Origin of the sequence: Dermacoccus sp. PE3 (assembly GCF_001021715.1) — a bacterium.
Classification (GTDB): Bacteria; Actinomycetota; Actinomycetes; order Actinomycetales; family Dermatophilaceae; genus Dermacoccus; species Dermacoccus abyssi.
The window spans coordinates 369016-388575 of the sequence record NZ_LDCM01000004.1; the positions used below are offsets into that span (position 1 = coordinate 369016).

17 protein-coding genes and 1 tRNA gene are annotated in these 19560 nt (G+C 70.2%); 6 read left to right on the forward strand and 12 right to left on the reverse strand.

Going from position 1 to position 19560, the window contains the following annotated elements:
- The first annotated feature begins 2 nt into the window (after positions 1-2).
- Positions 3-1148, forward strand: a complete 1146-nt coding sequence (locus AA983_RS12170) for a metallophosphoesterase (protein WP_047312496.1) — start codon at positions 3-5, stop codon at positions 1146-1148.
- A gap of 18 nt (positions 1149-1166) precedes the next feature.
- Here the strand turns inward: AA983_RS12170 and AA983_RS12175 are convergent, their stop codons facing one another.
- The 11 genes from AA983_RS12175 to AA983_RS15670 all read right to left on the reverse strand — a co-directional run bounded on the left by AA983_RS12175 (position 1167) and on the right by AA983_RS15670 (position 11775).
- Positions 1167-1844 (reverse strand): response regulator, encoded by a 678-nt coding sequence (locus AA983_RS12175; protein WP_047312497.1) that lies wholly within the window; start codon positions 1842-1844, stop codon positions 1167-1169.
- A complete protein-coding gene (locus AA983_RS12180) occupies positions 1841-4480 on the reverse strand; it encodes an ATP-binding protein (protein ID WP_047312498.1) in 2640 nt (879 codons plus the stop codon). Before AA983_RS12180 ends, AA983_RS12175 begins: the two co-directional genes overlap by 4 nt.
- Before the next feature lie 37 nt (positions 4481-4517).
- Positions 4518-5090 carry a potassium-transporting ATPase subunit KdpC gene (kdpC, locus tag AA983_RS12185; protein ID WP_047312499.1) on the reverse strand — a complete coding sequence of 191 codons (573 nt, stop codon included), beginning with the start codon at positions 5088-5090 and terminating at the stop codon, positions 4518-4520.
- A 1-nt stretch (position 5091) separates the two neighbouring features.
- On the reverse strand, positions 5092-7107 hold the full coding sequence (gene kdpB, locus AA983_RS12190; RefSeq protein WP_038569586.1) for a potassium-transporting ATPase subunit KdpB: 2016 nt from the start codon (positions 7105-7107) through the stop codon (positions 5092-5094).
- Entirely contained in the window at positions 7104-8741 is a 1638-nt protein-coding gene (gene kdpA, locus AA983_RS12195; protein WP_047312500.1) for a potassium-transporting ATPase subunit KdpA, read from the reverse strand. Before kdpA ends, kdpB begins: the two co-directional genes overlap by 4 nt.
- 11 nt (positions 8742-8752) lie before the next feature.
- Complete coding sequence (gene kdpF / locus AA983_RS12200; protein ID WP_197079011.1) at positions 8753-8854, reverse strand: K(+)-transporting ATPase subunit F; 102 nt, start codon at positions 8852-8854, stop codon at positions 8753-8755.
- 58 nt (positions 8855-8912) lie between these two features.
- Positions 8913-9395: a hypothetical protein gene (locus AA983_RS12205; RefSeq protein ID WP_156170384.1), complete on the reverse strand. Its 483-nt coding sequence runs from the start codon at positions 9393-9395 to the stop codon at positions 8913-8915.
- Positions 9388-9765 carry a hypothetical protein gene (locus AA983_RS12210; RefSeq protein WP_047312502.1) on the reverse strand — a complete coding sequence of 126 codons (378 nt, stop codon included), beginning with the start codon at positions 9763-9765 and terminating at the stop codon, positions 9388-9390. The genes AA983_RS12205 and AA983_RS12210 overlap by 8 nt, the downstream gene beginning before the upstream one ends.
- A 175-nt stretch (positions 9766-9940) precedes the next feature.
- On the reverse strand, positions 9941-10930 hold the full coding sequence (locus tag AA983_RS12215; protein WP_167539859.1) for a cytochrome c oxidase assembly protein: 990 nt from the start codon (positions 10928-10930) through the stop codon (positions 9941-9943).
- Positions 10931-11117: 187 nt separating this feature from the next.
- Positions 11118-11194: transfer RNA gene (locus AA983_RS12220), tRNA-Pro, on the reverse strand.
- Between the two features lie 332 nt (positions 11195-11526).
- Complete coding sequence (locus AA983_RS15670; protein WP_197079012.1) at positions 11527-11775, reverse strand: hypothetical protein; 249 nt, start codon at positions 11773-11775, stop codon at positions 11527-11529.
- Between the two features lie 88 nt (positions 11776-11863).
- Between AA983_RS15670 and AA983_RS12230 the strand changes: the two genes are divergently transcribed.
- Both AA983_RS12230 and AA983_RS12235 read left to right on the forward strand, forming a co-directional pair.
- Positions 11864-13357: an acyltransferase family protein gene (locus AA983_RS12230; protein WP_197079013.1), complete on the forward strand. Its 1494-nt coding sequence runs from the start codon at positions 11864-11866 to the stop codon at positions 13355-13357.
- The gene (locus AA983_RS12235) at positions 13354-13815 is read left to right on the forward strand and encodes a hypothetical protein (RefSeq protein ID WP_047312505.1); all 462 of its coding nucleotides are present in this window, start codon (positions 13354-13356) and stop codon (positions 13813-13815) included. The genes AA983_RS12230 and AA983_RS12235 overlap by 4 nt, the downstream gene beginning before the upstream one ends.
- A gap of 15 nt (positions 13816-13830) precedes the next feature.
- On the opposite strand, the gene AA983_RS12240 is transcribed toward AA983_RS12235, so the two are convergent.
- The gene (locus AA983_RS12240) at positions 13831-14706 is read right to left on the reverse strand and encodes a LysR family transcriptional regulator (protein ID WP_047312506.1); all 876 of its coding nucleotides are present in this window, start codon (positions 14704-14706) and stop codon (positions 13831-13833) included.
- A gap of 204 nt (positions 14707-14910) precedes the next feature.
- Here AA983_RS12240 and gabT point away from each other — a divergent pair, with 204 nt between their 5' ends.
- The 3 genes from gabT (at position 14911) to AA983_RS12255 (ending at position 19243) form a co-directional block, all read left to right on the forward strand.
- Complete coding sequence (gene gabT, locus AA983_RS12245; protein ID WP_047312507.1) at positions 14911-16248, forward strand: 4-aminobutyrate--2-oxoglutarate transaminase; 1338 nt, start codon at positions 14911-14913, stop codon at positions 16246-16248.
- A gap of 131 nt (positions 16249-16379) precedes the next feature.
- Positions 16380-17834: an NAD-dependent succinate-semialdehyde dehydrogenase gene (locus AA983_RS12250; RefSeq protein ID WP_047312508.1), complete on the forward strand. Its 1455-nt coding sequence runs from the start codon at positions 16380-16382 to the stop codon at positions 17832-17834.
- Positions 17834-19243, forward strand: coding sequence for an NAD-dependent succinate-semialdehyde dehydrogenase (locus AA983_RS12255; protein ID WP_047312509.1), 1410 nt, complete (start codon positions 17834-17836; stop codon positions 19241-19243). The genes AA983_RS12250 and AA983_RS12255 overlap by 1 nt, the downstream gene beginning before the upstream one ends.
- Positions 19244-19560 lie beyond the last annotated feature (317 nt).

Sequence of the window (19560 nt, forward strand, 5' to 3'; positions counted from 1 at the left end):
GCATGAGTTTTCACCGCCCCTCGACCTCGAACGCCGCCCTCCGCACCGCCGCAGGCGCGGTGGCCGCAGGCGTCGGGGCACTCGCGTGGGGCACGCTCGTCGAGCGCAACTGGTACGCGTTGCGCCGGTTCGAGATGCCGGTGCTCGCGCCCGGCAGTGCTCCGCTACGGGTGCTGCACGTGAGCGACCTTCACATCGTGCCGCGTCAGGAGCGACGTATTCAGTGGGTGCGCGAGCTGGCCCGTCTGGAGCCCGACTTCGTCATCAACACCGGTGACAACCTCAGTGACGAGGACGCCATCCCATCGGCGCTGCGCGCGATGGAACCGCTCATGGCGTTCCCCGGCGCGTTCGTCTTCGGCTCGAACGACTACTTCTACCCGAAGCTGAAGAACCCGCTGCGCTACTTCGACGACTCGCACGCGAAGGGCGAGGAGATGGGCGTGGGCAGGTTCGATGTCGAGCCGCTGCGTTCCGGGTTCACCGGGGGCGGATGGCTCGACCTCACCCATCGACGCGAGCGAGTCGAGGTGGCGGGGGTTCCGCTCGAACTCGTCGGCGTCGACGATCCGCATCTTGAGTACGACGAGTACGACACGGTGTCCGCCGAGGCCGCGTCGCGCCGAGGTGAGGTGGCCGCGACGATCGGCGTCGTCCACGCGCCGTACACGCGCGTGCTCGACGCGATGACGGCCGACGGCGCGGACGCCGTCATCGCCGGTCACACGCACGGCGGGCAGCTGTGCGTGCCGTTCCACGGCGCGCTCGTGACGAACTGCGACCTCGACACCTCGCGCGTCAAGGGCGTCTCGCGCTGGTGGCCCGGCGCGTCCGGCGTCGACTCGACGCTGGCCGTGCCGATCGGGCCGGGTGCGCTCGCACCGGGCGGCTCGCCCCTCGGCTCCGCCGCCGAGATCGGCGAGCGCTTCGACGTCCTCGACGCCCACCGCGTGCACAACGACTCGGTCTCGCGCTCGGAGGCTACGGCGCGCGAACGGCGCCGCACCGCGCTGCCGTCGTCCGCCGCGCCCGACGACGCGGCGTGGCTGCACGTCTCCGCCGGGCTCGGACACAACAAGTACACGCCCGTGCGCTTCGCCTGCCGTCCCGAGGCGACACTCATCACGCTGACGGCGAAGGCGCACTGACGAGCCCTGCGCGGCGCGTCAGCGCAGCACGTAGCCGATGCCGGGTTCGGTGACGATCCAGCGCGGGCGGGACGGTTCGGGTTCGAGCTTGCGACGCAGCTGCCCGCAGTAGACGCGCAGGTAGTTCGACTCGCGCCCGTACTGCGGCCCCCACACGGCGCGCAGCAGTTGCTCGTGCGGCACGACGCGCCCGCGGTGGCGCGCGAGTTCGGCGAGCAGGCGCCATTCCGTCGGCGTGAGGTGGACGGCCCCCGTCGGCCCGCTCGCCTCGTACGTCGTGAAGTCGAGCGAGAAGTCCGCGGTGACGACGGGCGCCGGGCCGGACGGTTCGGCGCCGCCTCGCCGCAGCGCGGCCCGCACGCGCGCGATGAGCTCCTCGATGCCGAACGGTTTCGTCACGTAGTCGTCGGCACCCTCGTCGAGCGCCTCGACCTTGTCATCGGCTTCCTGACGAGCCGACAGCACGATGACAGGCACGCTCGAGCTCTGACGCAGTCGGCGCAGCACCTCGACGCCGTCGAGGTCGGGCAGGCCGAGGTCGAGGACGACGAGGTCGGGCATCGCGTCTGCGCACGTGCTGAGCGCATCGAGGCCGCACCCGACGGTCTCGACGTCCAAGCCGCGCGCCTTGAGGTTGATGCGCAGCGTCCGCGCGATCGTCGGGTCGTCGTCGACGACGAGCACTCGTTCATTCATGAGTCACCGCGCGTGGTTGCGTCTGCGAACCGGGTATCGACCGGCTGGTCGGCCTCAGCGTCCTGGGGCCGGGCCTCGGGCGCCGACTCGGGTTCCGATTCAGCGCCGGGCTCGGCCTCGCTCGTCGCACCCGCTGCGTTCGCCACGGCCGGCAGGACGATGACCATCGTGACACCTCCACCGGGAGTGGTCTCCGCCTCCAGCATGCCGCCCATTGCCTCCGTCAGGCCGCGCGCGACGGCGAGACCGAGCCCGATGCCGTCACCCGCGGGTGCGTCGCCGTAGCGCTGGAAAGGCCGGAATATCTCTTCGCGCGCCTCGTCGGGGATGCCGGGGCCGTGGTCGGCGACGCGTAGTTCGACGCGCGGGCCGAGCGCACTCGTCGTCACGACGACGCCGTCGCTGCCGCCGTGACGCAGGGCGTTCTCGAGGACGTTCGCGAGGACGCGGTCGAGCAGGCCGGGGTCGGCGACGACGTGGCGCGCGGCGTCGTCGAGGTGCCAGGTGACGCGATCGGGTGTCTCGAGGGCGCGCACCGCGGGTGTGACGACCTCGGCGAGGTCGATCTCGCGCGGGTTCGCGACGAGCGCGCCGGTCTGCAGCCGTGAGGCGTCGAGCAGGTTGCCGATGAGCGCATCGAGGCGATCGGCCGACGTCTCGACGGCTTCGAGCAGTTCCGCCTGGTCCTCCGGCGAGAACGTCACCTCGCCGCTGCGCAGGCTGCCGACGGCGGCCTTGATGCCGGCCAGGGGCGTGCGCAAATCGTGGGAGACGGCGGACAGCAGCGCGGTGCGCGCCTTGTTGTCGCGCGCGAGGGTGTCGGCCGACTCGGCGAGGTCGAGCAGCGCTCGACGGTGCAGCACGGCCGCCGCGTGCATCGCGTACGCCCCCAGCAGCCGCTGCCGCTCGGCGGGGACGGGGCGCCCCACGAGGACGAGGTCGTGCTCGTCGTCGATGCGCTCGACCGTCGTCTTCTCGCGCGGTAGCGCCTGCGCGGCGACGTCGCTGTAGCCGTCCGTCGAGGCGATGACGCTGCGACCCGGCCCGCGGGTGCGCACTACGGCCGCCGCGTCCTGGTCGAACATCTCGAGCGAGCGCGTGAGCAGCAGCGCGAACTGGTCGGCGGAGGACAGCATCGTGTGGCTGAGTTCGGCGAGCGCCGTCGCCTCCTGGTGCGAGGCGCTGACGTCGGCGGCCCGGCGGGCGCTCGCGTGGACGACGAGCGAGACGGCGGCGCCGATGACGACGAAGAGCACGAGCGCGACGACGTTCTGCGGGTCGGAGATCGTCAGCGTGCCGATGGGTGGGGTGAAGAACCAGTTGATGAGCAGGGACGACAGCACGCCGGCCGTGATCGCGGGCGCCATCCCGCCGATGAGCGCGACGACGACGGTGAGCAGCAGGTACAGCTGCACGATGAGCGGCAACCCGACGCCGGAGCGCAGCGGCACGAGCAGGGCGCTCAACAGCGCAGGGGCGGTCACCGAGGTGAGGAAGCCGAGCCGGACGCGGCGCGTCGACAACCCCTCACGTTCGGTCGGCGACGAGCCCACGTGCGCGAGCTCGTGCGTGACGACGTGGACGTCGATGTCCTCGCCCGAGCCGGCGATGATGCGCTCACCCGTGCCGGGTCGCAGCATCGCCTGGGCCCGCGAGCGCCGGCTGAGGCCGACGACGATCTGGTCGGCGTTGACGCCGCGCGCGTAGTGCAGGACGGCCTCGGCCGCGTCCGGCCCGCTGACGGTGTGGAACGTCCCGCCGAGTTCCTCGGTGAGGCGTCGCAGACCGCTGACGACGTCGGCCTCGGCGGTGCGCAGGCCGTCGTCGCGCACGACGAAGACGGCGTGCATCTCGCCGCCGCTGCCGCGCGCGGCCATGCGGGCGGCGCGGCGCAGCAGCGTCGCGCCCTCGCGCCCACCGGAGAGGGCGACGACGACGCGGTGACGTGTCGGCCACGTACCGACGATGTCGTGGTCGCTGCGGTAGGCCGTCAGGCTCTCCTCGACGCGGTCGGCGAGCCACAGCAGGGCCAGTTCACGCAGCGCCGTCAGGTTGCCCTGGCGGAAGTAGTTGGCGAGCGCCGCGTCGACCTTCTCCGGCTTGTAGACGTTGCCGTGCGCCATCCGTCGTCGCAGCGCCTCGGGCGCCATGTCGATGAGTTCGACCTGCTCGGCGCGCCGGACGACGACGTCCGGCACCGTCTCGCGCTGCAGCACGCCGGTGATGGCGAACGCCGCGTCGTTGAGCGATTCGAGGTGCTGGATGTTGACGGTGGAGACGACGTCGATGCCCGCCGCGAGCAGGTCCTCGACGTCCTGCCACCGCTTCTCGTGGCGCCCGCCCGGCACGTTGGTGTGCGCGAGTTCGTCGACGAGCGCGACCTGCGGCGCGCGCCGGAGCACGGCGTCGAGGTCCATCTCCTCGAGCATCGCGCCCCGGTATTCGCGCCGCAGTCGCGGCATGACCTCGAGGCCCTCGAGCGCGGCGGCCGTCGCGGTGCGCCCGTGGTTCTCGCAGAAACCGACGACGACGTCCGTCCCCCGCTCGGCCCGGCGTCGGCCCTCGGCGAGCATCGCCATGGTCTTGCCGACGCCGGGGGCCGCGCCGAGGTAGATGCGCATCGTGCCTCGTGTCATGCGTCCATCTTCTTCTGCCGTCGCGGTTTCCGCCCGCTCAGCGAGCGGCGCGTTGCGCGAGTGCGACGTTCAGGTCGAGCACGTTCACCCGTTTGCCGCCGAGGTAGCCCAGGGCCGGCTTCTCGATGTGGGCGTCGATGATCTTCTCGACGTCGGCGACGCTCATCCCGCGGGCCTCGGCGATCCGTGGTGCCTGCCAGCGGGCGTAGACGACGCTGATGTCCGGGTCGACGCCGCTGCCGCTCGCGGTCAGCGCGTCGTCCGGGATCGGACCCTTCGCGTTCGGGTTGGCCTTCGTCAGCGCCGTGCGACGCTCGGCGATCGCCTTCTTCTGCTCGTCGGCGTTCTGGCCGAGGTTCGAGCCGCCGCTCTCGGCGCCGGGGGCGTCGACGGCGGACGGGCGCGCCGCGAACCACTTCGCGTCGCTCGTGGGCTGGCCGATGAGGCTGGAACCCACCTCGCGGCCCTCGGTGCGGACGATCGAGCCGTCCGCCCGGGCCGGCATCGCCCGCGCCGCGCCCGTGACGAGCAGCGGGTAGGCGATGCCGAGGACGACGGTGAGGACGAGGAGCGCACGCAGCGCGGCCCAACTCTGACGGAGAACGAACATGTCACTTCACTCCCGGGATGACGGACAGGACGAGGTCGATGAGCTTGATGCCGACGAAGGGCGCGATGACGCCGCCGACGCCGTAGACGAGCAGGTTGCGGCGCAGCATCGCGGCGGCACCGAGCGATCGGTACGCCACGCCCTTGAGCGAGAGCGGGATGAGCGCGACGATGACGAGGGCGTTGAAGATGACCGCCGACAGCATCGCCGACTCGGGGCTGTGCAGGTGCATGATGTTGAGCTTGCTCAGGCCCGGGAAGATGACGACGAACATCGCGGGGATGATCGCGAAGTACTTCGCGACGTCGTTGGCGATCGAGAACGTCGTCAGCGCTCCGCGGGTGATGAGCAGTTGCTTGCCGATGGCGACGACGTCGATGAGCTTCGTCGGGTCGGAGTCGAGGTCGACCATGTTGCCGGCCTCCTTCGCCGCCGATGTGCCCGTGTTCATCGCGACGCCGACGTCGGCCTGCGCGAGGGCGGGCGCGTCGTTCGTGCCGTCGCCGGTCATCGCGACGAGACGCCCGCCTTCCTGCTCGGCCTTGATGAGGCGCATCTTGTCCTCGGGCGTCGCCTCGGCGAGGAAGTCGTCGACCCCCGCCTCCTTCGCGATCGCGGCGGCCGTCAGCGGGTTGTCGCCCGTGATCATGACGGTGCGGATGCCCATCTCGCGCATCTGCGCGAAACGCTCGGCCATGCCGGGCTTGACGACGTCCTTGAGGTGGATGACGCCGAGCATGCGGGCGGTGCCGTCGGCGTCACGCTCGGCGACGACGAGCGGCGTGCCGCCGGCCTGGCTGATCGCCTCCACGCGTGCGTCGATGTCGTGCGCCATGTGGCCGCCCAGCTCGTGCACCCACGCGGCGACGGCCGAGCCGGCGCCCTTGCGGATGGCGCTGCCGTCGGGCAGGTCGATACCGGACATGCGGGTCTGCGCGGTGAACGGAACGGTGACGACGTCGGGGATCTCGGTCGCCGTGAACCCTTCTGCCGCAGCGTATTCGACGATCGAGCGACCCTCGGGCGTCTCGTCGGCGAGCGACGACAGGCACGCGGCGCGCACGAGGTCCTCGCGCGAGACACCCTCGACGGGGACGACGTCACCGGCGCGGCGGTTGCCGTAGGTGATCGTGCCGGTCTTGTCGAGCAGCAGCGTCGAGACGTCACCGGCGGCCTCGACGGCGCGTCCCGACATCGCGAGCACGTTGTGCTGCACGAGACGGTCCATGCCGGCGATGCCGATGGCGGACAGCAGGGCCCCGATCGTCGTCGGGATGAGGCAGACGAGCAGCGCGACGAGGACGACGAGCGACATGTCGTGGCCCGAGTAGCTCGCCATCGGCCAGATCGCCATGACGGCGAGGACGAAGATGATCGTCAGCGTCGTCAGCAGGATGCCGAGGGCGATCTCGTTCGGCGTCTTCTGCCGCTCGGCGCCCTCGACGAGCGCGATCATCCGGTCGATGAACGTCTCACCGGGCTTGCTCGTGATCTCGACGACAATGCGGTCCGACAGCACCGTCGTGCCACCGGTGACGGCGCAGCGATCGCCACCCGATTCGCGGATGACGGGCGCCGACTCACCGGTGATGGCCGACTCGTCGACCGTCGCGACGCCGTCGACGACGTCGCCGTCACCGGGGATGACCTCGCCGGCCTCGACGACGACACGGTCACCGACGCGCAGTTCGGTGCCGGGTACGCGCTCCTCGCCGCCGTGCGGCATGAGGCGGCGGGCGATCGAGTCGACGCGGGTCTGACGCAGCGTGTCGGCCTGTGCCTTGCCGCGCCCTTCGGCGATGGCCTCGGCGAGGTTGGCGAACAGGATCGTCAGCCACAGCCAGATCGTGACGGAGATCGAGAACACCGACGGGTGCATGATCGACAGCACCGTCGTGAGCACCGAGCCCACCCAGACGACGAAGATGACGGGGGTGCGCACGAGGTGGCGCGGGTCGAGCTTGCGCAGGGCGTCCGGCGCCGATTCGAGAGCCGTACGGGCGAGTGATGCGTTCACGAGAGGGCCTCCGCGATCGGGCCGAGAGCGAGTGAGGGGAAGAAGGTCAGCCCGGCGACGATGACGATGATGCCGACGAGCAGACTGGTGAAGACGGGCCCGTGGGTCGGCATCGTGCCGGCCGTGGCGGGGCGTCGCTGCTGCGAGACGAGCGCGCCGGCGACGGCGAGCACGAGCACGATCGGCAGGAAGCGTCCGAGGAACATGCACGCCGCGAGCGTGAGGTTGAGGTAAGGCTGGTCGGCCGACAGGCCCGCGAAGGCGGAACCGTTGTTGTTCGACGCCGACGTGTAGGCGTACATCATCTCGCTGAGGCCGTGCGGGCCGTGGTTGAGCAGGGCGTCCTTCGCGACGGGCAACACGACGCCGGCGGCGGTGAACACCAGCACGAGCGCGGGCATGACGACGACGGCGAGCGCCGCGTACGTGATCTCGCGGCGGCCGATGGCCTTGCCGAGCAGTTCGGGCGTGCGCCCGACCATGAGGCCGGCGATGAAGACGGTGAGCAGCGCGAAGATGATGATGTTGTACAGGCCGGTGCCGACGCCGCCGGGCGAGACCTCGCCGAGCATCATGTTGAGCATCATGAGGCCGCCGCCGAGGGGGCTCATCGAGTCGTGCATCATGTTGACGGCGCCGGTCGAGGTGCCCGTCGTCGCGGTGCCGAACAGTACCGATCCGACGATGCCGAAGCGTTGCTCCTTGCCTTCCATCGAGCCGAGCGCACCGCTCGTCTCGGCCCAGATGCCGAGGCCGGCGCTCAGGGTGAACAGGGCGCCCATGGCCGTCGTGAACACGGCGCCCTGACGCCGGTCGCCGACCATGAGGCCGTACATCCACGGCAGGGAGAAGGGGATCGCGAGCACGAGGAGGATCTCGAACAGGTTCGTCCACCCGTTCGGGTTCTCGAGCGGGTGCGCCGAGTTCGCGTTGAAGAATCCGCCGCCGTTCGTGCCGAGCAGCTTGATGACCTCCTGGGAGGCGACGGGGCCGCCCTGGATCGTCTGGCTGCCGCCGACGAGCGTCGTCACGTTGTGCGGGCTGCTGAGGTTCTGGATGACGCCGCCCGCGACGAGCACGAGCGCGCCGACGAACGCGATGGGCAGCAGGATGCGGGTGCAGCTGCGCACGAGGTCGACCCAGAAGTTGCCGATCGTCGCGGCGTTGCTGCGCGCGATCGCGCGGCACAGGGCGACGGCGACGGCGATGCCCGTCGCGGCGGAGACGAAGTTCTGCACGGTCAGGCCGGCCATCTGGACGGTGTACCCGGCGCCCGACTCACCGCCGTAGCTCTGCCAGTTCGTGTTCGTCGTGAACGACACGGCCGTGTTGAAGGCCGTGTGCCAGTCCTGGCTGCGCCCCAGGCCCCAGGGCAGGACGCCCTGCGCCATGATGAGCGCGAACAGCAGCACGACGGACGCGACGCCGAACATGACGCTGGCGATCGCGTACGTGCGCCAGCCCTGCTCGACGCGCGGGTCGACGCCGACGGCGCGGTAGATGAGGCGCTCCGGCGCCCAGTCACGCTCGTCCGTGAAGCAGCGGTACATCCAGGTGCCGAGCGGCACGTGGATGAACGCCAGCAGCAGCGCGATGGTGGCGATCATGCAGATCGCCTGAAGAGTGACGTTCATGTGCGCGGCCCTCAGAACTTCTCGGGCCGGATGAGGGCGTACAGCAGGTACCCCAGCAGTGCGAGGGCGATGATGCCCGCGATGACGATTTCGATCATGGACCGAGCGTGCAACCGCGCAGATGGCGCACCGCTCGTCTTGAGGTCGCCTTGTCGCGTCTTGACGCGTTCTTTACGTGAGGCCCTTCCCTGCTTCGTCGCCCCGGCGTTCAGGGGCGTGGTGCGAAACCTGGCTGGACCTGTGCCAGCCAGTCGAACGAGCGCGGGATCTTTCGGGTCCACACCGACAGGCGGTGGCCGCCGCCTGCGCGATGCGCGCCGTGCCGTCGGTGGGCCGCTTCACCACGGTGAGGATCTCCTTGACGGAGGGGTAGCTCACCTTGTTCGCGTCGGAGGCGAACAGCCGCAGCGACACGGGCACCGGGTTGGTCTTCTCGAGGGCGATGAGGTCGTAGCTGCGCGCCTGCGGCGCGTTTGGCTGAAACGGCAGGTGGCCGTCGAAATGCGGGCGGAAGTAGCCCTGGTAGGCGACGGCGGCGCCGAACGTCGCGGGGTGCTTCATCGTCAGCTTCGAGGCGCACCACCCGCCGAGGGAGTACCCCACGTCGCCCACGACCCGCGCCCGGGCGCGACGGCGAAGGTTTGTCTCACCCACGTCGGCAGCGTCGAGGCGAGCCACGTCTCGGTCTGCAGGCCGTGCGGGTCGTCGATGCACTCCTGTCGTTGTCGGGGGTGCGGTTGAGTTGCGGCACGACGACGATGGGCGCGGCGATGCGGCGGTCGCTGACAGCCTTGTCGAGGCGCGTGTAGAAGTGGTCGAGCTTGTTGTAGGACTCGGGGCTGCCCGGCAACCCGCGCATCGCGACGATGACGGGGTGACGCGGTGTGTCCTCGGGCGGGTCGCCTAGCAGGTCACCCCAACTCGTGTAGAACGCGTACTCGTTGTTGAACAGGGCACCGACGAGCGCGAGCACGAGCGTGGTGAACAGAGCCGTCGGGCCGAGGCGCGACAGCGCTGCATCCACGACTTGCGCCCCCCCACGAGCCTCCCCGGACGATGACGACGAGAACGAGCGCCGCGGCGCAGCCGAGCACGATCGGAAGCCACGTCCCGTTCAGCCCCATGGAGGAAGGGCGAGGACTCACCCGGGGAAATGCCCGTGAGCCCCGCTGGGAGAACGCTCCGAATCGTGGTGTGCGTCACCTCGAGGGTGTTGACGTCCGATCGGGTGGGACGTCGGCAAGGCCCTCGGAGGCGGTGAGGGTCGCGTCGGCGCTGCCCTCGGACGTGGTGGGTGCCGCGGTGATCCACCATGGCGTCGTCGTGCCGGGGCCGTCGCCGTACTGGGCGTCGAGTTCGGCGTCGGCGCGGAGGGCGCTCGCGCGATCGGCTCGCATCCATTCGATGAAGACGGCTGCGAGCAGGGGCAGCCCGACACTCTCGGCGACGGCGAGCAGCGCTCCCCCGGCGAACTTCTGATCGAGCGAGGCGGACATGTCGCCGCGGTAGGTGGAGGCGGACGCGGCAAAGCCGGGGAAGTGCGGCATGAGCAGATCGTGGTGCGTCATGACGAGGATGCCGGGGATCGCGTCGAACAGGCCGTCGACGCAGGCGAGCAGGACGCGCACGCCGGGCCCGGCCCACGCGGGCAGCAGATCGCCGGCGAGCAGGGGCAGCACGACGGTGCCGCCGACGACGAGAAGGTGCACGGTGAGCACGATGCGCATCGGCGTGGAGTCGAGCGCGGCCTGCCCGTAGGGCGTGAAGAAGACGACGATGACGCTCACCATCGCGAGGATCGAGCTGACGAACGGGTACATGAGCGCCCGTCCGAGGTGCCCGCCGAGCACTCGGCGCAGCGCCGTCGACCCCGTCGCGCCCTCGATGACGTCGACGGGGCGCGCGAGCGCCAAGCCAGTCGGGATGACGGCGACGAGCAGCGCGACCTGCAGCGCGAACACCCACATGAGGCGCGTCGACCACACCTCGACAGGCCCGCACAGCGTGTAGGCGAGGGCGCCGGCTCCGAACGTCAGGAACCACGCGAGCCACGAGACGTCAGCTCGTCCGCGACGGCGTGCGCGGATCCAGGGGGCGACGTAGCCGATCGTCACGACTGCGACGAGGAGGGTGCCCCATGAGCCCGGTCGCCAGTCGGTCAGCCATGACGAGGCATGCAGTTCGTTCACAGCGGGCATTGTGCGCGCGTCGGCTGGGAGGGCGGTGAACTCGCCTCGGCGGCGGTTTCGAACGCGCTCGCGTCGCCGCGGGATCGGGCAACTGCGCACTGCGGCCACGACGCACACGGCTGGGCCCGCATTCGGACGGGTACGGCGAAGGCCCCCATCGGCGAACCGATGAGGGCCTTGCTGACGCTGGTCGGGGTGACAGGATTTGAACCTGCGACCTCGTCGTCCCGAACGACGCGCGCTACCAAGCTGCGCCACACCCCGCGACTCTCGTCATGCGCCACCGATGCGATCGGCAGCGACACCAAACCTTACATGCCGCGGGGCGTCGGCGCTAATCGTCGGGGCACCGTCGTCGCCGACGCCCTGGCGGCCCGTTCGTGAGCTACGTCATCGTGGCCGCGTCGCCACGTCCATCGGGGCGGTCAGGTCATACCATCAAAGGTCAGGGAGGAACGAACGCCAGGGGGAACAACCGTGGGCACGGACCACGACGGGCCACGCACGCCTCGCGGTCGCGGCACGGCTCGTCGCGACGGCGCCGAGACTGCAGGCCGGAGCGGGAGCGCGGCAGGCAGTCGCGACCGCAACGCAAGTCATGGCGGCGTGCCCTCATCGAGCGATGACCTGCCCGACTGGCTGTTCAGCGCCGACCCGCTGACGTCCCCGCCGCGATCAGCGAACGCTCTCGCAACGTCCTCTCCCGCATCTCGGGAGGCGTCCCCGAGCGCGCGTGTCAAGAACGACGCGGACACGTTGCGCGTCGAGCCGTCGAGGAACGTCGTCGAGACGCCGGCGCCGGCGGCGGCCTCGCGCACGACCGTCGGGAAGTCGGTCGACCGCACGAACCGAGCGGCCCGCGAGGCGAGCTCTCGACCTCGGAGACGCCCCACGGACATGCTCGCGACACCCCCGCGTCAGGCACCTCACCACGTGGAACGGCCGGCCCCGTCTGCTCGCGAATCCGCGGCGATCAACGCGACGTCAGTGGACACCGACGCGATGGACGCCACGGCAGACCCCACCACGTCGACCGACACGAGCGCCCCGTCCTCGGACGCCGCTCGCACTGACGCCACGACAGGCCCCACCACGCCGGCCGACACGAGCGCCCCGTCGTCCTCCGACGCCGTGCAACCAGCCTCCGACGCCGCGCGGGCGACCGTCGCGACTCCGCGGCGCGGCAGGCTGCCCGCGCTCGACGGCGTGCGCGCGCTCGCGGTGCTGGCCGTCATGGCGTTCCACTTCCGGGTGCCCGGGTTCAGCGGCGGGTTTCTGGGCGTCGACATCTTCTTCGTCCTGTCGGGCTACCTCATCACGAGCCAGTTGTGGTCGCGCTGGCCGCTGCGCGGCATCGATCTGAAGGCGTTCTGGGCCGCTCGCGTGCGACGCCTCGCGCCCGCCGCACTGCTCCTGCTCGCCGTGACGACGCTCGTCACGGCGTGTTTCCATCCGTCCGGCCTCGCGCAGCAACTGCGCGATTCCGCGGCGGCGCTGACGTACACGTCGAACTGGTGGTACGTGTACGGCGGGCGGCAGTACGGCGACTTCGGTTCGTGGTGGTTCCTCGAACACCTGTGGTCGCTCGCGATCGAGGAACAGTCCTACCTGCTGTGGCCGCTCCTCGTAGCGGGGGTGTTCTTCGCCGTCCGCGCCACACGAACGCGGCGTCGCGTCCTGCTGGCCGTGACGATCGGCGGGGCGCTCGCCTCGAGCGTCGCGATGAGTTCGGGAGCGTTCGCCTCGACCGGCCGCTGGGCCGACGACCCCACGCGCGTCTACTTCGGCACGGACACACACGTCATGGGCCTGCTCGTCGGCGCCGCCCTCGCACTGCTGCTCGACGGGCGGGGGTTCCGCTCGCGCCTCACGTTCACGCCGGCGACGACCCGCATGACGGCCGCTGGCGTCGCCGCGCTCGTCGCCGTCATCGTCGTGATGACGCAGCTCGACTTCCTCTCGATGGGTTTCTACCGCTGGGGCGGTTTCCTCGCCTTCTCACTCGTCGTGGCGGCGCTCGTGTGGGTCGTCGTCCATGACGGGCCGCTCGCCCGCGCGTTGTCGTGGCGCCCGCTGCGCTACGTCGGCGACCGCTCGTACGGGCTGTACCTGTGGCACTGGCCGCTCGTGACGCTGCCGTTCGTCACCGACGCGATGGAGTCGTCGTGGCTGCTGCCCGCGATCGGGTTGAGCGTCGCGACGTTCGTGCTCGCCGAACTGAGCTACCGCTACGTCGAGATGCCCGTGCGTCGCGCCGGGGTGCGCGCCTGCCTGCGTCGCGCGCGGGGTGCTGTCGTCGACCGCCGTGTCGGCGCCATGGTCGCGAGTCTCGCACTCGCGGCGGCGCTCGTCGTCACGGCGACACAGCTCGTCGCGCACCGTCAGGGGTCGACGGAGACGACCGCACCCGCGCCACGAAGCAGATGAGCATCAGTGTCTGGGGCGACTCCGTCCCCGCGTCCGTCGCGCTCAACCAGCTCCCGCACGCCTACCGCACGGTCGACAACCACGCCGCGAAGAGCCAGCAGGCGAACGCGGTGCTCGAGCAGGTCATGGCGGCTGCGAAGGCGGGGACGATCAGGAGCGACGTCGTCCTGCTCCACACCGGCGACAACGGTGTCGTGCCGCAGGAGATGCTTGCCAAGACCCTCGACGCGTTGAAGGACGAACGCGTCGTGCTCGTGGTGCCGAAGACCACGCTGGGCACCCAGAAGCAGGCGCTGCATGCGATCCGCGAGGCGGCGAAGGGCCGGCCGTGGGTGCACCTCGTCGACTGGTACGGCGCCTCCGAGGACCACCCCGAGTACTTCATCGACGGCGTCCACCCCACCCTCGCAGCGATGCCCGTCTACATCAGCCTCGTGCAAAAGGCTTCGAAGGGCTGACCGCGACGCGACTCGTCAGGCATACCTCCGCCGCGTGAAGCGCGCCAGATCCTGCGCGAGCCGTTCGAGCGCGTCAGCGGCGTGATGGCGACGATCCCACGCGGCGTGGAGGCGGATGCCGAGAGCGTCGCCGTCAGCGTCGCGGATCGTGAGGGGCACGAGGCCGAAGCGGGGGTCGTCGGTGAGGACGCAGACGCCGCGCCCGCTGGCCGCGACGGCCTGGGCGACGACGGGTGAGGCGAACTCCGCGCGGGGTTCGACGCCGAGCTGCTCTGCGTCGAGGGCTGCGTCGAGCACGCGGCGCGCCGAGAAGCTGCGTTCGAGCAGAAGCAGGTCAGCACCCGCGAGCTCGTCGAGATCGACGGCATCGCGCTGCGCCCACGGATGGGTCGGCGCGACGCACGCCCACAGCGGCAGGCGCGCGACGACGCGGCTGCCCAACGCCGGGGGTGGTGCGAGCGGCGCCACGGCGAGGTCGGCTCCGCGACGCAACGTGTCGTAGACGTCGTCGACGGACGCTTCGGCGATGCTCGGCAGCGGCGCGTCGGCGGACCACGTCGCGAGCCAGGGGGCGAGGACGTCGTCGCGGGTCGTGCCGGGGCTGACGAGACGGACCCGCTGCAGACGGCCGGCTGCGACGCCGCGGGCCGCGTCACTCACGGCGTCGGCCTGGCGCAGCAGTCGACGCGCGACGGGCAGCACGTCGATGCCGGCGGAGGTGAGGCGCAGCCGCCCGTCCTCACGATCGAACAGGCGGATGCGCAGCTGCCGCTCCAACTGCTGGATCTGACGCGTGGCGGCGGGTTGCCCCACGCCGAGTCGAGCTGCGCCGGCCGTCACCGTCCCGGCGTCGGCCACGGCGACGAAGCACTCGACCGCCCTCAACTCCATGCCGTCCCCTTCTGCGATCTACGGTCACTTTCACCGCCCTCGGCGGCCGGCCAGCCCATCAGCGGCCTATTCCCAACATGCATACCAATCATCGAAAAGTGATATTGGACAGCATAGGCGCCAGGCCTCAGAGTGAGGGAGAACACTGATCGAGCCTGGTCACTCGCACCTCGGGTCGATCCCGCACGACGAAAGGACACGGCCATGACGTCCGTCCCTCAGGAGCGCAAGCTCGTCACCGCCATCCCCGGCCCGAAGAGCCAGGAACTGCACCAGCGGACGAAGGGCGCGGTCTCCGCGGGCGTCGGCATCGGCCTGCCTGTCTACGTCGAGCGTGCGGGCGGCGGCATCCTCGTCGACGTCGACGGCAACCAGCTCATCGACTTCGGCTCCGGCATCGCCGTGACGAGCGTCGGCAACTCGGCGCCGAAGGTCGTCGAGAAGGCCAAGAACCAGCTCGACGACTTCACGCACACCTGCTTCATGGTGACGCCGTACGAGGAGTACACGGCCGTCTGCGAGAAGCTCAACGAGCTGACACCCGGTGACCACGAGAAGCGTTCGGCGCTGTTCAACTCAGGCGCCGAGGCCGTCGAGAACGCTGTCAAGATCGCGCGCGTCCACACGGGCCGCCAGGCCGTCGTCGCGTTCGACCACGCCTACCACGGCCGCACGAACCTGACGATGGCGCTCACGGCGAAGAACATGCCGTACAAGCAGGGCTTCGGTCCGTTCGCGGGCGACGTCTACCGCATGCCGATGGCGTACCCGTACCGCTGGGTCGGCAACCCCGACACGATCACTGACGACGCCTTCGAGGCGTTCACGAGCGCCGTGCACGCGCAGATCGGCGAGCAGAACGTCGCGGCCGTCATCATCGAGCCCATCCAGGGTGAGGGCGGGTTCATCGTGCCGCCCGCCGGCTGGCTGAAGAAGGTCGCCGACTGGTGCAGCGAGAACGGCATCGTCTTCATCGCCGACGAGGTGCAGAGCGGTTTCTGCCGCACCGGCGACTGGTTCGCGTGCGACGCCGAGGGCGTCGTGCCCGACCTCATCACGACCGCCAAGGGCATCGCGGGCGGCCTGCCGCTCGCGGCCGTGACGGGCCGCGCCGAGATCATGGACGCCGTCCACGCAGGCGGCCTCGGCGGCACCTACGGCGGCAACCCCGTCGCCTGCGCGGGCGCCCTCGGCGCCATCGAGACGATGGAGTCGGAGAACCTGCCCGCGCGCGCCAAGGAGATCGAGGCGATCTTCCGCGAGCGCCTCGGCCAGATCGCCGACACGCACGACGTCGTCGGCGACATCCGCGGACGCGGCGGCATGATGGCCGTCGAGATCGTCAAGGCCGGCACGAAGGAGCCCGACGCCGACCTGACGAAGAAGATCGCGGCCGCCGCGAACGCCCAGGGCGTCGTCACGCTGACGGCCGGCACGTACGGCAACGTCCTGCGCTTCCTGCCGCCGCTCGTCATCGGTGACGACCTGCTGCGCGAGGGCCTCGACATCATCGCCGAAGCGTTCGACTCCGCGACTGCCTGAGCGCCTGAGCGAGCACGACCATCCACAGGCTGTGTCGGATCGCCCCGCCCCGGGCGATCCGGCACAGCCGTTTCCACAGCTGCACCCGCCGTACCCGCCGGTACACCACGAATCTGGGATAGGAAAGACACATGGACACGAAGGCTCTGATCAACGACGTGCCGAAGCAGCTGTTCGTCGACGGCGCATGGCGCGACGCCGAGGGCGGCAAGACGCTCGAGGTGACGAACCCCGCGACCGGCGAGGTCCTCGCGCGCGTCGCCGACGCCTCCCCCGCCGACGGCGACGCAGCCCTCGCCGCCGCGCACGCCGCGCAGGCGAGCTGGGCGGCCACGACGCCGCGTGAGCGTTCCGAACTGCTGCGCAAGGCGTTCGAGCTGCTCATCGAGCGCACCGACGACTTCGCGGCTCTCATGACCCTCGAGATGGGCAAGCCCTTCGCCGAGGCCAAGGGAGAAGTCGCCTATGGCGCCGAGTACTTCCGCTGGTTCGCGGAGGAGGCCGTGCGCATCAGCGGCTCGTACCTGCCCGCTCCCGCGGGCGGATCACGCCTGCTGACGATGAAGCAGCCCGTCGGCCCGTGCCTCATGATCACGCCGTGGAACTTCCCGCTCGCCATGGGTACGCGCAAGATCGGCCCGGCCCTCGCGGCCGGCTGCACCATGGTCATCAAGCCCGCTTCGGAGACGCCCCTGACGATGCTCGCGCTCGCTGCGCTGCTCGAGGAGGTCGGTGTGCCGAAGGGCGTCGTCAACGTCATCACGACCACCGACTCCGGTGGCGTCATGGAGCCGCTCATCCGTGACCCGCGTGCCCGCAAGCTGACGTTCACCGGCTCCACCGGTGTCGGCCGCAAGCTCGTCGAGCAGAGCGCCGAGCAGCTGCTGCGCGTTTCGATGGAGCTGGGTGGCAACGCGCCGTTCATCGTCTTCGACGACGCCGACCTCGACGCCGCCGTCGAAGGCGCCATGGCCGCCAAGATGCGCAACATCGGTGAGGCCTGCACCGCGGCCAACCGCATCTACGTGCACGCCGATGTGGCCGAGGAGTTCGGCGACAAGTTCTCCGCCAAGATGAAGGCGATGACGGTCGGCAACGGCATGGACGAGGGCGTCACCGTCGGTCCGCTCATCACCGAGAAGGCCGTCAAGAACGTCAAGCGCCTCATCGAGTCGGCCGTCGGCGACGGCGCGACGAAGGTGTGCGGCGACGACGAGGTGCCCGCCGGCGGTCACTTCGTCGCCCCGACGGTGCTCACGGACGTCTCGCCGACGTCGGACATCGTGCGTGAGGAGATTTTCGGCCCGGTGGCCGCGATCCAGACGTTCACCGACGAGGACGACGTCATCAAGCGCGCCAACGACACCGAGTACGGCCTCGCGGCGTACTTCTTCACCACCGACTTCTCTCGCGCCATGCGCGTGTCCGAGAAGCTCGAGTACGGCTTGGTCGGCGTCAACGCGGGCGTCATCTCCAACGCGGCCGCACCGTTCGGTGGCGTCAAGGCATCCGGCTTCGGTCGCGAGGGTGGCTTCGACGGCATCGACGAGTACCTCGAGACGAAGTACGTGGGAATGACGATCTGATGTCGGACGCCATCTACAAGGTCACGAACCCGCTGACGGGTGAGGTCGAGGAGACCTTCCCGACGGCGAGTGACGAGCAGGTCAAGGCCGCGCTCGAGGCTGCGTACGAGGCGCGTGCGTCCTGGCGTGCCACCCCGCTCGAGGAGAAGGTCGCGGTGATGAACCGCGTCGCGGACCTCTACGACGCACGCCAGGACGAGCTGGCCCGCATCATCGGCGTCGAGATGGGCAAGCCCTCCTCGCACGCGACGGGTGAGGTGTGGCTGGCCGGTGACATCCACCGGTTCAACGCGAAGCACGCTGCCGAGGCCCTGGCCGACGTCGAGCTCGACCTGGGCGAGCGTGACGGGCGCGCGTTCATGCGCAAGGAGCCGATCGGCGTCATCGTCGGCGTCATGCCGTGGAACTACCCGTACTACCAGGTCGCTCGCTTCGCGGCGCCGAACCTGTTGTTGGGCAACACGATTCTGCTCAAGCACGCGCCGCAGTGCCCCCGCTCGGCGGCCGTCATCGAGGAGATCTACCGCGAGGCCGGCGTGCCGGAGGGTGTCTACACCAACCTGTACGCGACGAACGAGCAGATCGCCTCGCTCATCGAGGACCCGCGCGTGCAGGGCGTTTCGCTCACCGGTTCCGAGCGGGCCGGTTCGGCCGTCGGCGAGAACGCCGGGCGCAACCTGAAGAAGGCTGTGCTCGAACTCGGCGGCTCCGACCCGTTCATCGTGCTGCCGGACGCCGACCTGGAGAAGGCCGTCGCCGACGGCGTTTCCGGACGCTTCGAGAACTCGGGGCAGGCGTGCAACGCGGCGAAGCGGTTCATCGTCATCGGCGACGAGGCGTACGACTCGTTCGTGTCGCGTTTCTCGGAGGCCGTCGAGGCGCTCGTCATGGGCGACCCGGCGGACGAGAAGACCGACGTGGGCCCGCTCGTCAACGAGGACGCGGCCCAGGGCATCCAGTCGCAGATCGACGACGCCGTGCAGGCGGGCGCTCGTGTCATCACCGGTGGCACGCGGCCCGACCATGCGGGTTCGTTCGTCACGCCGACGGTGCTCACGGACGTCACGCCCGAGATGCGCGCGTGGTCGGAGGAGATCTTCGGCCCGGTCGCCGTCGTCTACAAGGCGAAGGACGAGGCCGACGCTGTACGCATCGCGAACGACACGCTCTTCGGGTTGGGGGCCTCGGTGCACTCGGGGTCGGTCGACGCCGCGATGCGCGTGGCCAACCAGCTCGAGTCGGGCATGGTGTCGATCAACGAGCCGCCCGGCTCGTCGTCCGAGCTGCCCTTCGGCGGAGTGAAGCGCTCCGGCTTCGGGCGTGAGCTCGGCACGTACGGGTTCGAGGAGTTCAGCAACCACCGGATGATCCGCATCGCCGGCGACAAGGCGGCTGCCTCGTCCGAGTGACGCCGGTTTCCCCGCTTGCGCGAGATGTCGCGCGATGGGGGAAAGTCGACAACGAAGCGTCCCCACGTGTGCGACTTCTCGCGCACGTGGGGACGTTTCGTTTCGGTGGGGCGGTCCCCGTCGCAGTGCCAGCAACCGTTGGGCAGAGTTTCCTGCGGTTGGGCCGAGGCAACCACTACCCAACCGCAGGGAAGTCTGCCCAGCGACGACGAGCGACTGCTGTCAGCGGGCGCCAGCCGTCGCCAGCTCGGCCGGCTCGTCGGCCGTCACACTCGGCTGGGCCGAGGCGGCCCCTACCCAATCGCAGGAAAGCCTGC